The organism is Vibrio sp. YYF0003, assembly GCF_036350715.1.
Classification (GTDB): domain Bacteria; phylum Pseudomonadota; class Gammaproteobacteria; order Enterobacterales; family Vibrionaceae; genus Vibrio; species Vibrio natriegens.
The window spans coordinates 271,063-284,305 of the sequence record NZ_JAZDWA010000005.1 but is presented as its reverse complement, the minus strand read 5'-3'; the positions used below and the strand labels follow the sequence as shown (position 1 = coordinate 284,305).

The 13,243-nt window shown below is 46.2% G+C and carries 12 protein-coding genes; 6 read left to right on the top strand and 6 right to left on the bottom strand.

Annotated elements, in window-relative coordinates; genetic code table 11:
* Nucleotides 1-12 precede the first annotated feature (12 nt).
* Nucleotides 13-639: a uracil phosphoribosyltransferase gene (upp, locus tag V1U08_RS16080; RefSeq protein WP_014232731.1), complete on the bottom strand. Its 627-nt coding sequence runs from the start codon at nt 637-639 to the stop codon at nt 13-15.
* A gap of 180 nt (nt 640-819) precedes the next feature.
* On the opposite strand from upp, the gene purM reads away from it, so the two are divergent.
* Both purM and purN read left to right on the top strand, forming a co-directional pair.
* Complete coding sequence (purM, locus tag V1U08_RS16075; protein ID WP_014232732.1) at nt 820-1,860, top strand: phosphoribosylformylglycinamidine cyclo-ligase; 1,041 nt, start codon at nt 820-822, stop codon at nt 1,858-1,860.
* Nucleotides 1,861-2,035: 175 nt separating this feature from the next.
* Nucleotides 2,036-2,683 carry a phosphoribosylglycinamide formyltransferase gene (gene purN / locus V1U08_RS16070; protein WP_014232733.1) on the top strand — a complete coding sequence of 216 codons (648 nt, stop codon included), beginning with the start codon at nt 2,036-2,038 and terminating at the stop codon, nt 2,681-2,683.
* 81 nt (nt 2,684-2,764) lie between these two features.
* Here purN and V1U08_RS16065 read toward each other — a convergent pair whose 3' ends face one another.
* Entirely contained in the window at nt 2,765-3,610 is an 846-nt protein-coding gene (locus tag V1U08_RS16065) for a class II glutamine amidotransferase (protein ID WP_330470999.1), read from the bottom strand.
* A gap of 56 nt (nt 3,611-3,666) precedes the next feature.
* Entirely contained in the window at nt 3,667-4,242 is a 576-nt protein-coding gene (gene lpcA / locus V1U08_RS16060) for a D-sedoheptulose 7-phosphate isomerase (RefSeq protein ID WP_014232735.1), read from the bottom strand.
* A gap of 356 nt (nt 4,243-4,598) precedes the next feature.
* Here lpcA and fadE point away from each other — a divergent pair, with 356 nt between their 5' ends.
* Entirely contained in the window at nt 4,599-7,043 is a 2,445-nt protein-coding gene (gene fadE, locus V1U08_RS16055) for an acyl-CoA dehydrogenase FadE (RefSeq protein ID WP_330470998.1), read from the top strand.
* 184 nt (nt 7,044-7,227) lie between these two features.
* Nucleotides 7,228-8,991: a SulP family inorganic anion transporter gene (locus V1U08_RS16050; protein WP_330470997.1), complete on the top strand. Its 1,764-nt coding sequence runs from the start codon at nt 7,228-7,230 to the stop codon at nt 8,989-8,991.
* 90 nt (nt 8,992-9,081) lie between these two features.
* Here the strand turns inward: V1U08_RS16050 and V1U08_RS16045 are convergent, their stop codons facing one another.
* The gene (locus tag V1U08_RS16045; RefSeq protein ID WP_020335127.1) at nt 9,082-10,332 is read right to left on the bottom strand and encodes a TIGR03503 family protein; all 1,251 of its coding nucleotides are present in this window, start codon (nt 10,330-10,332) and stop codon (nt 9,082-9,084) included.
* Nucleotides 10,333-10,340: 8 nt separating this feature from the next.
* Nucleotides 10,341-11,063: a DNA polymerase III subunit epsilon gene (dnaQ, locus tag V1U08_RS16040; protein WP_014232739.1), complete on the bottom strand. Its 723-nt coding sequence runs from the start codon at nt 11,061-11,063 to the stop codon at nt 10,341-10,343.
* 59 nt (nt 11,064-11,122) lie between these two features.
* Here dnaQ and rnhA point away from each other — a divergent pair, with 59 nt between their 5' ends.
* Nucleotides 11,123-11,587, top strand: a complete 465-nt coding sequence (rnhA, locus tag V1U08_RS16035; protein WP_020335128.1) for a ribonuclease HI — start codon at nt 11,123-11,125, stop codon at nt 11,585-11,587.
* On the opposite strand, the gene V1U08_RS16030 is transcribed toward rnhA, so the two are convergent.
* A complete protein-coding gene (locus V1U08_RS16030; RefSeq protein ID WP_014232741.1) occupies nt 11,584-12,339 on the bottom strand; it encodes a class I SAM-dependent methyltransferase in 756 nt (251 codons plus the stop codon). The genes rnhA and V1U08_RS16030 overlap by 4 nt on opposite strands.
* 37 nt (nt 12,340-12,376) lie before the next feature.
* Between V1U08_RS16030 and gloB the strand changes: the two genes are divergently transcribed.
* Complete coding sequence (gene gloB, locus V1U08_RS16025; protein ID WP_330470996.1) at nt 12,377-13,135, top strand: hydroxyacylglutathione hydrolase; 759 nt, start codon at nt 12,377-12,379, stop codon at nt 13,133-13,135.
* The last annotated feature ends 108 nt before the right edge of the window (nt 13,136-13,243 follow it).

Sequence of the window (13,243 nt, the reverse complement as noted above, 5' to 3'; positions counted from 1 at the left end):
TATGTTAGACGCTTATTTAGTACCGAAAATCTTATCACCCGCATCACCTAGACCAGGAACGATGTAACCTTTGTCGTTTAGTTTCTCGTCGATTGCCGCTGTGTATAGCTCAACATCTGGGTGTGCTTTTTCTAGCGCTTCGATACCTTCCGGTGCCGCTACCAAAACAAGAACTTTAATTTGGTTACAACCTTTCTCTTTCAGAAGGTCGATCGTCGCGATCATAGAGCCGCCAGTTGCCAACATTGGGTCAACAACCAGTGCGATACGCTCATCAATGTTAGAAGCAAGCTTGTTAAAGTATGGAACTGGCTCAAGCGTTTCTTCATCACGGTAGATACCTACCACACTGATACGTGCACTTGGCATATGCTCAAGAACACCATCCATCATACCTAGACCAGCACGTAGGATTGGCACAACCGTTACTTTCTTACCTTTAATCTGGTCAACTTCTACCGGACCGTTCCAACCTTCGATAGTAACTTTCTCTGTCTCAAAGTCTGCTGTCGCTTCGTAAGTAAGTAGGCTACCGACTTCGGTCGCTAACTCACGAAAACGTTTTGTGCTGATGTCACCTTCTCTCATTAGACCAATTTTATGTTTTACTAGAGGGTGTTTTACTTCAACAACTTTCATGTCCATCTCCGGCTATAATAGGCAATATTTAAACAAACCTTCAGATTATACACGATTTCTGCTAGGAAATCAGGATATATCGCTGAAGAAAAAAACCTGCGCAAACGTTTGCTATCTGTATTTAAGCACTGGTAGAATAGCGCCGTTTTCATATCCAACTTAAATACCGAGGACTTCCCTGTGAGTGGTAATAACTCTTCTCTTAGCTATAAAGACGCTGGTGTTGATATTGATGCAGGCAACGCGCTTGTAGATCGTATTAAAGGTGCGGTAAAACGTACTCGTCGCCCTGAAGTGATGGGTGGTATCGGTGGTTTTGGCGCTTTATGCGAATTGCCGACGAAATACAAACAACCTGTATTGGTTTCTGGTACTGACGGTGTAGGTACAAAACTTCGCCTCGCACTGGATATGAACAAGCACGACACTATCGGTATCGACTTAGTTGCGATGTGTGTAAACGATCTTATCGTGCAAGGCGCAGAGCCATTGTTCTTCCTAGATTACTACGCGACAGGCAAGCTGGATGTCGATACAGCGGCTGACGTTGTATCTGGTATCGCAGACGGCTGTGTGCAAGCAGGTTGTGCCCTAATCGGTGGCGAAACTGCTGAAATGCCAGGCATGTACGAAGGTGAAGACTACGACGTTGCTGGTTTCTGTGTAGGTGTGGTAGAAAAAGAAGAAGTCATCGACGGTACGAAAGTAGCGGCAGGTGATGCTCTTATCGCAGTAGGTTCAAGCGGCCCTCACTCAAACGGTTACTCTCTGGTTCGCAAGATCCTTGAAGTATCTGGCGCAGACAAAAACGAAATGCTAGAAGGTCGCACTATCGGTGAGCATCTTCTAGAACCAACTAAGATTTACATCAAATCAGCACTTAAAATGATTGAGAAGCACGACATTCATGCAATTTCTCACATCACAGGTGGTGGTTTCTGGGAAAATATCCCACGCGTTCTACCAGAAGGCACTAAAGCAGTGATCGACGGTAACAGCTGGGAATGGCCAGTGATTTTCCAATGGCTACAAGAGAAAGGTAACGTTGAAACACACGAAATGTACCGCACATTTAACTGTGGTGTTGGTCTAATCGTTGCTCTTCCTAAAGATCAAGCAGAAGCAGCGGTTGCACTTCTGCAAGAAGAAGGCGAAAACGCATGGGTGATTGGTGAAATCGCTCAAGCGGAAGCAAATGAAGAACAAGTTGAAATCAAATAACTTGCGATTCTTGCTCAAAAAGTAAAAAGAATGAGGACGCTATGTCCTCATTTTGCTATCTGGAACTCGAAAACCATTTCAATAGTAGGTGATATCAATTCCGTAATGAGATAATCATTCTTGCTAACATTGATATAATTTAAAAAACCTACAGTAGTAAGGCAGTCTCAACATCATGAAAAATATAGTGGTCCTAATTTCTGGTAGTGGCAGTAATCTACAAGCGATATTGGAAGCGTGCGAAGCAAATATGCCTAACGCGCAAGTCGCTGCCGTTTTCTCAAATAAAGCGGACGCTTACGGATTGGAGCGCGCGAAACAATTTAATGTTGAAGGCCATTTTGTCGACCCAAAAGCATTTGAGTCTCGTGAAGCATTTGATGCAGAATTGATGAAGCAAATCGACCAGTATCAACCAGATGTCATCGTATTGGCTGGTTACATGCGCATTCTTAGCAGCGAATTTGTGCAACACTACATGGGTAAGATGATCAATATTCACCCTTCACTGTTGCCAAAATACCCTGGGCTGCACACTCACCAACGTGCGATTGACGCGAAAGATAAAGAGCACGGCACCAGTGTTCACTTCGTAACGGAAGAGCTTGACGGTGGTCCGGTTGTTCTGCAGGCAAAAGTACCTGTATTTGAAGATGATGATGCAGCTACCCTTGCGGCTCGAGTTCAAACTCAAGAGCACACTATCTATCCAATCGTCACTAAATGGCTGGTTGAAGACAGATTAAAGATGCAAGACGGCAAAGCGTGGTTAGATGGCCAAGAGCTTGGTGCTCACGGCTATGCAGCCGCTGAAGAAGAGTAACGCTCTTCGGCAAACTCAAAACCAAATCAAAAAAAGGCAGTCGTAATGACTGCCTTTTTATTCATAGCTGGAAAGCATTGATTATTCTAACGGTTCCGTCGGAGCCTGGCTGGCTACTTTCTTTGGCGCGAATGCGACGTCTTTCAGCGCTACTGCATTACCATCAACCAACTCACCTAAATGAAACAGACCATATTCGCCTGGCTTCATTCGCTGCCATGCTTCATTACCGGTCAGTGGCTGAGTTGCGATCACAGACACAACGTCATTTGGTGTTGTTTCTTCCTGGAAGTTGATTTCAACATCTTCATCCAGTAATGCCGCTTTACCAAAAGGAGCTCGTCGCGTAATCCAATACAGGTGATTGGTGCAATACGTCATGACAAACTCACCGTCACTCAGCAGCATGTTAAATACGCCCTTCTCTTTCAGTTGATCACAGCACTTCGCAACATAGACAAAAACCGACGCCATATCCTCTGGAGGCTCTGGGTATCGATCTTCCATCTGCTTCAACAACCAACAAAACGCCAGTTCACTGTCAGTTTGACCTACAGGACGGTGCCGACCTGTATGTAAATCCTGATAATCTGACAACTGACCATTGTGAGCAAATGTCCAATACTTACCCCACAACTCACGTGTAAATGGATGCGTATTTTCCAGGTTGACTCCGCCACGATTAGCCTGTCGAATATGGCTGACTACAGCGCGGCTTTTGATTGGGTAGTTCTGAACCAGTTCCGCAATTTTTGAATCGCAGCTTGGCTTCGGATCTTTAAACGTCCGAAATCCTTTACCTTCATAGAAAGTGATTCCCCACCCATCACGGTGCGGGCCAGTTCGGCCTCCACGCTGCATCAGCCCAGTAAAACTGAAACAAATATCCGTTGGAACGTTGGCGCTCATGCCGAGCAATTCACACATGGTTTAAAGAACTCCTTACCTAAAATACCAACCTTAAACAGGAACTGCCGTCCTAATTATTCCATCTCTTTTTCAATCAACTGAATGACGATGTGAATAATTTTAATATGTACTTCCTGAATACGATCAGCGTAGCCAAAATGAGGCACACGAATTTCAACGTCTGCCAGACCTGCCATTTTACCACCGTCTTTACCTGTCAGTGCAATGGTCTTCATGCCTTTTGCTTTCGCGGCTTCAATGGCTTTAAGAATATTGCCTGAGTTACCAGATGTCGATAAACCAAACAGTACATCGCCTTTACGACCTACTGCTTCAACATAGCGAGAAAAGACAAAGTCGTAACCAAAATCGTTACTCACACAAGAAAGGTGGCTTGGGTCAGAAATCGCAATACCAGCATAACCCGGACGGTTATCACGGTAACGACCTGTCAACTCTTCAGCGAAATGCATTGCATCACAGTGTGAACCACCATTACCACATGACAGCACCTTGCCTTCTTGTTTAAAAGAATCAGCAATCAATTTCGCAGCGGCTTCAATTTGAGCAATGTTATGGTCATCGCTTAAAAATTTGTTGAGCACTTCAGCAGCTTCGTTTAACTCACTTTTAATCAGATCTTGGTACATAAGACGTTCTCTTTATTATTTCGGCCCTTGGTATGCAATCACATTACCTTGGCAAATGGTTCTGTTGCCAATCTGACACCAGACATTTCGTTACAGAGAGTTTACCCACAAACGAGAATTAGTGTCGATAGCGAACCAACAGATTTGGATTGGTAGAAGTAATAAACTTAGTAACTTGCTCAAGAAAACAGCACCAAAATCGCACTTTTAGAATTTTTACTCTACTTAGATCACTTTTTATCCAAAACCAAGTTTTACATTTTGTTAATATTCTGATTACAATTACAAGAACTGGTTAGACCTCTTATCAGAATACAGACGCACAACACTTATAACGTCTGAAAAGGAAAACATATATGGACATCTTGCTTTCAATCGTTGCGATGACAATCGTCTTAGGCATTACGCTCTATCACCGAATGTCACTCGTAAAATCCGTCAGCCTTCTAACTGCTGCCATGTTAGTGCTGACCATCGCTGGTTCTGCAGGCTTTATTGGCTGGGCTATTTACATCCTTGCCATCGCCGTATTTGCTGTATCAGGTATTCGTCAATCTCTTATCAGTCGTAAGGCTTTAGCTGTTTTCAAAAAAGTCCTTCCGGCGATGTCTCAAACCGAGAAAGAAGCCTTAGATGCAGGTACGGTCTGGTGGGAAGCAGAATTATTTAAGGGTAAACCTGAATGGAAAAAGCTGCACGCGATTCAGACTCCCAAGCTGAGTGCGGAAGAGCAAGCTTTCCTTGATGGCCCTGTTAATGAAGTCTGTGCCATGGTCAACGACTTTCAGGTAACGCATGAGCTTGCGGATTTGCCACCAGAAGTCTGGCAATACCTAAAAGACCACAAATTCTTCGCCATGATCATCAAGAAAAAATACGGCGGTCTGGAGTTTTCTGCTTACGCGCAATCACTGGTATTGCAAAAGCTGACCGGTGTTTCTGGCGTGCTTTCTTCTACCGTTGGCGTACCTAACTCTCTGGGTCCGGGCGAGCTACTGCAACATTACGGTACAGAAGAGCAAAAAGATTACTATTTACCTCGACTGGCAGAAGGTAAAGAGATCCCATGTTTTGCTTTAACCAGCCCAGAAGCGGGTTCCGATGCGGGCTCTATCCCAGACTATGGTGTGGTGTGTAAAGGTCAATGGGAAGGCAAAGAAGTACTCGGCATGCGCCTGACCTGGAATAAGCGTTACATCACGCTTGCTCCTGTAGCAACTGTTCTGGGTCTTGCATTTAAACTGCGCGATCCACAAGGACTGCTAGGTGATAAAGAAGACTTGGGTATCACATGTGCACTGATCCCAACCAATGTTAAAGGCGTTGAAATCGGAAATCGTCACTTCCCTCTTAACGTCCCTTTCCAGAATGGCCCAACACGCGGTAAAGATATCTTCGTTCCTATCGATTTCATTATCGGTGGTGAGAAGATGGCAGGCCAAGGATGGCGAATGCTAGTTGAGTGTCTATCGGTTGGTCGTGGTATCACACTTCCTTCAAACTCAACGGGTGGCATTAAAACAGCTGCACTGGCAACCGGCGCATACTCGCGTATTCGTCATCAGTTCAAACAGCCTATCGGCCACATGGAAGGCATCGAAGAGCCTTTGGCACGTATTGGTGGTAACGCCTACGTAATGGATGCTGCGAGCAACTTAACAGTTGCTGGTATCGACCTTGGCGAGAAACCGTCTGTTATTTCTGCCATCGTGAAGTACCACTGTACCCACCGTGGTCAACAGAGCATCATTGATGCCATGGATATTGTCGGTGGTAAAGGCATCTGTATTGGCCCGTCAAACTTCCTCGCTCGTGGCTACCAAGGCTCACCAATTGCGGTGACCGTAGAAGGTGCAAATATTCTGACTCGCTCAATGATCATCTTTGGTCAGGGTGCCATCCGTTGTCACCCATACGTTCTCGAAGAGATGAACGCAGCCTACTCTGATGCAAGTGATGCCGTCGAAAAGTTTGATAAGGCACTGGCAGGTCACGTCAGCTTCACCATGAGTAACCTTGTACGCAGTATTTGGTTTGGCTTGAGTGATGGTTTGGGTTCATCCGCGCCAACCAAAGACGCGACCAAACGTTACTACCAACAACTTAACCGTTACAGCGCTAACTTAGCACTTCTGTCTGATATTTCGATGGCAGTGCTTGGCGGCTCATTGAAACGTAAAGAGCGTCTATCTGCTCGTCTTGGTGACATCCTTAGCCAACTTTACTTAAGTTCAGCAGCGCTAAAACGCTTTGAACAAGATGGCCGTCCGGTTGAAGATTTGCCTTTGGTTCACTGGGCTCTGCAAGACAGCTTGAAGCAAGCAGAAACCGCCGTTGATGAGTTTTTGGCTAACTTTCCGAACAAAGTCATTGCTCGCACGCTGCGCGTATTAATAATGCCGTTTGGTCGTGTACGCAAAGCGCCAAGCGACAAGCTCGACAGCAAAGTCGCACGTATTTTGCAAACACCTAGCGCAACGCGTTCGCGCATTGGTCGTGGTCAGTATCTGGCACCAACAGAACATAACCCGGCAGGTAAGATTGAATTAGCATTGTCTGTGATTCTTCAAGCCGAGCCAGTATTCGACAAAGTGTGTAAAGCACAAGGCAAACGTCGCCCGTTCTTACGTCTGGATATGATTGCGGAAGAAGGGCTAGAGCAAGGCATTATTAGTCAGGAAGAAGCGGAACTTCTCAGAGAAGCAGAGCAGCACCGTTTAGATACCATCAATGTCGACGACTTTGAGCCAGAGCAATTGGCGGCAAAGCCGAATTATCCTCACATGGACAGCGTCGCCTAAGACAATAACGCCAAAGTAATAAGCAAACCGAGAGCCAAACGGCTCTCGGTTTTTTGTTTTTTCTGGCCCTAGATTGATAGCGATATGCGACTTGTGCGCTGATGAGTGATAAACAGCTCACGGACGCAATAACAGAACGATGTATACTTTACTGTAAATAAACCATTTTTTAGGGGGTGCATCTGTGGCCAAAAAATTATTCTCGCAGTGGTTCCCTGGCCTCGTTCAGCTTAAGCATTATCAGCGTGAATGGTTCACTAATGACTTTCGAGCCGCTTTTTCTGTCGTTGCCGTCGCCTTACCTGTCGCCATCGCTTATGCACAACTAACGGGTGTTTCTGCTGTTGTCGGCCTCTATTCATGTGTGTTGCCGATGTTGGTTTATGCCTTGATGGGGACTTCTCGACAACTCATTGTTGGCCCTGATGCCGCTACCTGTGCGGTGATTGCTGCTGTTGTCACTCCGCTTGCAGCTGGCGACCCAACCAAACACTGGCAGTTAGTGATGACCATGACAGCCATGACGGGCATTTGGTGTGTCGTGGCGAGCCGATTTAAATTAGGGATTTTTGCGGATTTTCTCTCCCGCCCTATTCTGCTTGGATTACTTAACGGTGTTGCACTGACCATCATTGTCAGCCAATTCGCTAAAGTTGTCGGCTGGAGATACGAACAGCGTTACCTATTGGAACGTTTATGGGAAGCGCCTCAACGCTTAACCGAAGTTCACTGGCCTACCGTCTCGTTAAGTATTGCCACTGTCGTCGTTTATCTGGTCACCAAACGTTTTCGCCCCGCTTGGCCAGCAGCGATGCTCGCGATACTGGTTACAACAGGCTCGGTTTGGCTACTCCATTTACAAGACATGGGTGTGTCGGTGGTGGGCATTACTCAGGGTGGGTTCCCTCAATTTCAAGCACCAAAGTTTGAACTCGGTGAAGTGCGTGAACTGGTGGTCCCTGCATTGAACCTTGCTATTGTCAGCTTTGTAAGCATGATGCTCACTGCACGTAGCTTCGCAGCGAAAAATGGCTATGACATTGATGCAAACAAAGAATTCAGAGCATTAGGATTTGCCAATATCGCGTCGGCATTTTCGCAAGGTTTTGCTATCAGTGGTGCAGACTCTCGGACGGCAGTCAACGATGCCAATGGCGGCAAATCGCAGTTGGTATCCATTATTGCCGCACTGACTATCGCGGTCATCGCGATCTTTATTTATGAGCCTTTACAGTTTATCCCTATCGCTTCACTTGGCGTAGTATTGGTCATCGCTTCATTATCGTTACTCGACCTCAAAGCGATATGGACATTACGCCAGCGCGACAAAGATGCCTTCAACCTAGCAGGCATCACCTTCATCTCCGTATTGGTTATTGGGGTGATTCCGGGGATTACACTAGCGGTGCTTTTGGGGCTATTCCAATTTTTGCGGATTGTCATGCGCCCGAGCGATCAAATCCTGGGTTTGGATGAGAGAGGCACAATACGAACTGTCGATGGAACAGGTAAAGCTACTCCGATACCAGGGATGGTGATTTACCGGTTTAACTCGCCACTGACGTATTTTAACGCCCCTTATTTTAAACGCCGGGTATTGGAACAAGCAGAACATACAAAAGACGTCAGTTGCGTGGTGGTAGACGCCGTATCCAGCTTTACTCACCTTGATTTAAGCGTGATGGCAACCCTGTCAGATCTTCATGAAATGCTGAAAAAACGCGGCATACGATTGATTCTTGCTGGTCGAAAACGCCGCTTACGCCAATGGTGTGATCTAACGGGCATCAGCACCAGCGATGGCGGGATCTTACTGCGTGCCGATATGTATCTCGCCATCAAACTCAGCGGATGCTACATCAGTGCTGTTGGTGAAGGGCAAGTTCCAGCCGTGCAAAAAGAGCCCGATTTGGAACAAACTCCGAAGCCGATTCCCGAAGTGGCTTAGTACTGGCGAGATTAATTCAGTCCAATGGCTTGAGACCTTGAATGCTGACCATGACCAAACCAAAAGCGGAACCAATCGGTTCCGCTTATTCTAATTCTTTGGCATTTGCAGCTGCATTTCAGGAATGGCTTCTCTTTTAGCTTTTAGCTTGCGCCATATCAGCCAAACTAAGATACCGATAATTAACATCACCACGTTACCTACCGCGATCATTAGTAGACTGCGCTTACGTTCTGCTTCTCGTTCAGCAAGGATGCGCTTTTCTGTCTCGATTCGGTGCTGCTCGGCAAGTTCGGCTTCTTTGGCTTTACGCGCGGCCTCCAAATCAACGTCATCAACGACACTGAATGTCTGCTCCTGAATTGGGAAAATCAGAGGACGTTGAGTGGCAAAATCCGTCGCAAAGATAACGCCTTGCCAAGAGTATTTACCTAGCTCAGGGTCATTATCCAAATTCAATGTCGCTTTCAGACCGTCTTGAGAAACTTGACCTTGGCCATAACTCTTAAAACCATCGGGAGCACTTTTTTCCACACTTACCAAGAGTGAACCAGGCGCAATCATGCCTTGCTCGCCACTGACCACCAGCTGATGAGGTTGGTTTTGTTCACGAGATTGAATAAAGGTACGCGAAATAGGGTTCGGATATACAAGTACTACCTGCTCTTCAGCACGCAAGAAGACGCCATTCCCAGAGACAATACGTGCACGATATTTTCCCGGTTGAACTTCAATTGGCAGCTGAACAGTGAATACGCCGTCACCAGCTTGCTCATCCAAATCTCGGCCGTCATCCTGGAAATCACCAATCACTAATGGAACTGGTCGCTCCTCGTTAATCAGCTCATCTTCGTTTTCAACAAACTTGGTAAAGGTGACCTGGAGGTTAACTCGGTCGAGAAAGTCTCTTAACACCAGAGGCTTGTCGTCTGAAGTCAGTCGTGAGGTAAATTTGAGTGCTTCACCGTGATAGAGATGATTCGGAAAAGCGTCAGTGCTTAACTTCAAATGAGAAATTAAGCGAATGTTGTTCTTAGGCGTGACTTTACCCACCGCTTGCCATGGACCCGGCATCGGCTGATCGATCGAGACAATATCCAGTGCAGGCTCCTGATACCAGCGAATATTATCGTAGGAGCCCCAAGCATAGTATTTTTTACCGTCAGGACGAACTAAGACAACGGGTTGAGAACTTTGCTCGCGATGGACCAGAAATGTGATTTGCTCGATACTAGGATCGACACGAAAGCGATTATCTAACAGAGACATCGTAGATTCACTCGCGGCACTCGCAAGACAACTCCAGATTGCCAGGATAGCAACCGACAAAGCCCTGAGCATAGTTTCTCCTATTGAAGCCAAATACTGTCGTTCACCAGCTCTAACCTTTTCTGGTGCGCATCTATTTCATCGGCACTTGCTCGCAAAACCTTTAGCGCTTTTCTTCCCTCAACTCGGCGAACGCTTTCTACGCCTCCTTCTTGCTTGTTGGCGTTAAACTCAAGGCTTGTTTGTCCACCAGTCATCAATAGGTAAACGTCAGCCAGAATCTCCGCATCGAGCAAAGCCCCGTGGAGTGTACGGTGCGAGTTATCAATGCCGTAACGTTCACATAAGATATCGAGGTTATTTCGCTTGCCCGGGAAGATCTTCTTCGCCATGGCAAGGGTATCGGTTACCTTACAGAAATCATCTGTTTTACCGATATTCGGATCGAGCATTTCAAACTCGTAGTCCATAAAGCCGGTATCGAAGGGCGCATTATGGGCAACCAGCTCGGCACCTTTGATGAAGTCGATAAACTCTTGGTGCACACTAGCGTACTCAGGCTTATCAACTAAGAATTCATCGGTAATACCGTGAACCCCAACCGCTTCTGCCTGAATTTCACGATCAGGCTTTAGATAAACGTGAAAGTGACGCCCGGTCAACTTGCGGTTAATGATCTCCACGGCTCCGATCTCAATAATACGGTGCCCCATGTAGTGAGGACCGCCTTCTTGGTTCATACCCGTGGTTTCGGTATCGAGAACCACAATGCGATTATATTCAGAATTGCTGCTGGTATTCATAAGCTTATATGTGTCAGACTATGCTTTAATAAATGTTTCGGCTAATAGTACCAAAAAATATGACCAAACACGTTGAGATTTTCACTGACGGATCTTGTTTAGGTAACCCTGGACCGGGTGGTTACGGCGTCGTTCTGCGCTACAAAGACGTGGAAAAAACACTATCTAAAGGCTACACCCTAACGACCAACAACCGTATGGAAATGCTCGCTGCAGTTGTTGCGCTGCAAACGCTAAAAGAGCCTTGCAAAGTCTCATTAACAACCGACAGCCAATATGTCCGCCAAGGCATTACTCAGTGGATTCACAACTGGAAAAAACGTGGTTGGAAAACAGCGGATAAAAAGCCAGTGAAGAACGCAGATTTATGGCAGGCGCTCGATAAAGAAACCGCCCGCCATGAAGTTGAATGGCATTGGGTAAAAGGTCATGCGGGCCACAGAGAAAACGAAATCTGTGATGAATTAGCCCGAACAGCAGCGGAAAACCCGACTGAAGAAGACACTGGCTATCAAGCTTCCTAGCGCTTATCGCTCGACATCTTTTTCACTCCAGCACCCTCTCGATTCATAACCCCTAGTGGTGTGAGCTTTTTCTTTAAACGCCAGTGCGGCTTGATTGGCTTGAGAGGGTATGTTCGTTTACGGGCAACGATATAATACAGACTGCCCGCTGGCGATGCCCATTCCCCTAAACTATTTTCAAACCAAGTCCACATTGTGCGGTAGCGTGTCATAGGGAAAAGTGCATAGCGATCACGATGAATCACCTGATAGTTAAGCAGCCCCAGCCAGTCCTGAACACGGTTCGATGAGAACATTCGGCCACTCCAAGGCAAATTGTTTTTACGCCACGGGAACAGACTCGCCAAGCCAGTAAAGCTAAATGGATTAAAACCAGTAATGATCAGGTAGCCATCATCCATCATCACTCTGTCCACTTCTCTTAATAGACGGTGAGGATCACGTGCGTAGTCTAGCTGATGAGCCAGAATTGCCACATCAAAGCTTTTTTCCAAAAAGGGTAATTCGTAACCATCCGCAACGACATTATGCAACGGGTTCTGGATATCTACGTTGACTTGGTGTTGAATGTTACAATTACTGCTGGTTAGCTCACAGCTCAACCCGCCCAGTTTGAGCATGTGGTATCCGAAGAGTTTCGGACACCACTCATCAAACCGAGTTTGGATTGACTCAAGCACCCAAGGTCCATTATTCAGATCGGACCAAGTCGACGGGTGTGGTATAGTTTTGTTGCTGAGTGCTGGTTTCATTAACCACCTAACTATAATGGGTGACGGAGAACGAATCGTGTTAGAGATCAAAAGCATACCCGCATTTAATGATAATTACATCTGGCTAGTACAAAATAGCGATAAACGTTGTGCCGTTGTTGATCCGGGTGATGCAAAGCCTGTATTGGAATACTTACAAGCTAACGAGTTAACTTTAGAAGCGATTATGATTACGCACCACCACAATGATCACATTGGTGGTGTTCCAGATTTAGTCCGTGCATTTCCTGATGTTACCGTTGTTGGCCCTAAAGCAGAGCCTATCCCAACGCTAACCGCGCCAATGGAAGAAGGTGACAAACTAGAGCTGTTCGGCGAAATCTTTATGGTGATGGGTTTACCAGGTCACACGCTAGGTCATATAGGCTATGTTGGTGATGGCAAATTGTTTTGCGGTGATGTGCTATTTTCTGCAGGGTGCGGTCGTATTTTTGAAGGCACAGCAGAACAAATGTTTGATTCACTGAGTAAAATCGCTGCGCTTCCTGATGAAACCCACGTCTATTGCGCGCATGAGTACACTGCCAGTAACGTCGCGTTCGCGCTTGCTGTCGAGCCAGACAATGAGAAGCTTCGCCAGTACCGCGATGATGTAAACCGACTACGTGCACTGAACATCCCTACCCTTCCAACCACGTTACGTCAAGAGAAATGGATCAATCCATTTTTGCGCACTAATAGCCCAGAAGTCATTAAGTCTGTGACGAATCGCATAAAAAATGACGATCCATGCTCTGTTTTTACGGCATTAAGAGTGTGGAAGAACGAATTTTAACCAATTTTTACTTGTAAGTTTACAAGACCCCAGTATTATCATGGATTGATTTTTCAGAGAGGCGCTTTCGGCGCTTCTCTGCGTTTTGGGTAGAATATAAATCTAATT

Bases quoted from the DNA above. Each gene is read 5' to 3' on its own strand.
- V1U08_RS16045 (WP_020335127.1), bottom strand. From the start codon at position 10,332: ATGCTCAGGGCTTTGTCGGTTGCTATCCTGGCAATCTGGAGTTGTCTT.
- dnaQ (WP_014232739.1), bottom strand. From the start codon at position 11,063: ATGAATACCAGCAGCAATTCTGAATATAATCGCATTGTGGTTCTCGAT.
- V1U08_RS16065 (WP_330470999.1), bottom strand. From the start codon at position 3,610: ATGTGTGAATTGCTCGGCATGAGCGCCAACGTTCCAACGGATATTTGT.
- upp (WP_014232731.1), bottom strand. From the start codon at position 639: ATGAAAGTTGTTGAAGTAAAACACCCTCTAGTAAAACATAAAATTGGT.
- purN (WP_014232733.1), top strand. From the start codon at position 2,036: ATGAAAAATATAGTGGTCCTAATTTCTGGTAGTGGCAGTAATCTACAA.
- fadE (WP_330470998.1), top strand. From the start codon at position 4,599: ATGGACATCTTGCTTTCAATCGTTGCGATGACAATCGTCTTAGGCATT.
- lpcA (WP_014232735.1), bottom strand. From the start codon at position 4,242: ATGTACCAAGATCTGATTAAAAGTGAGTTAAACGAAGCTGCTGAAGTG.
- rnhA (WP_020335128.1), top strand. From the start codon at position 11,123: ATGACCAAACACGTTGAGATTTTCACTGACGGATCTTGTTTAGGTAAC.
- V1U08_RS16030 (WP_014232741.1), bottom strand. From the start codon at position 12,339: ATGAAACCAGCACTCAGCAACAAAACTATACCACACCCGTCGACTTGG.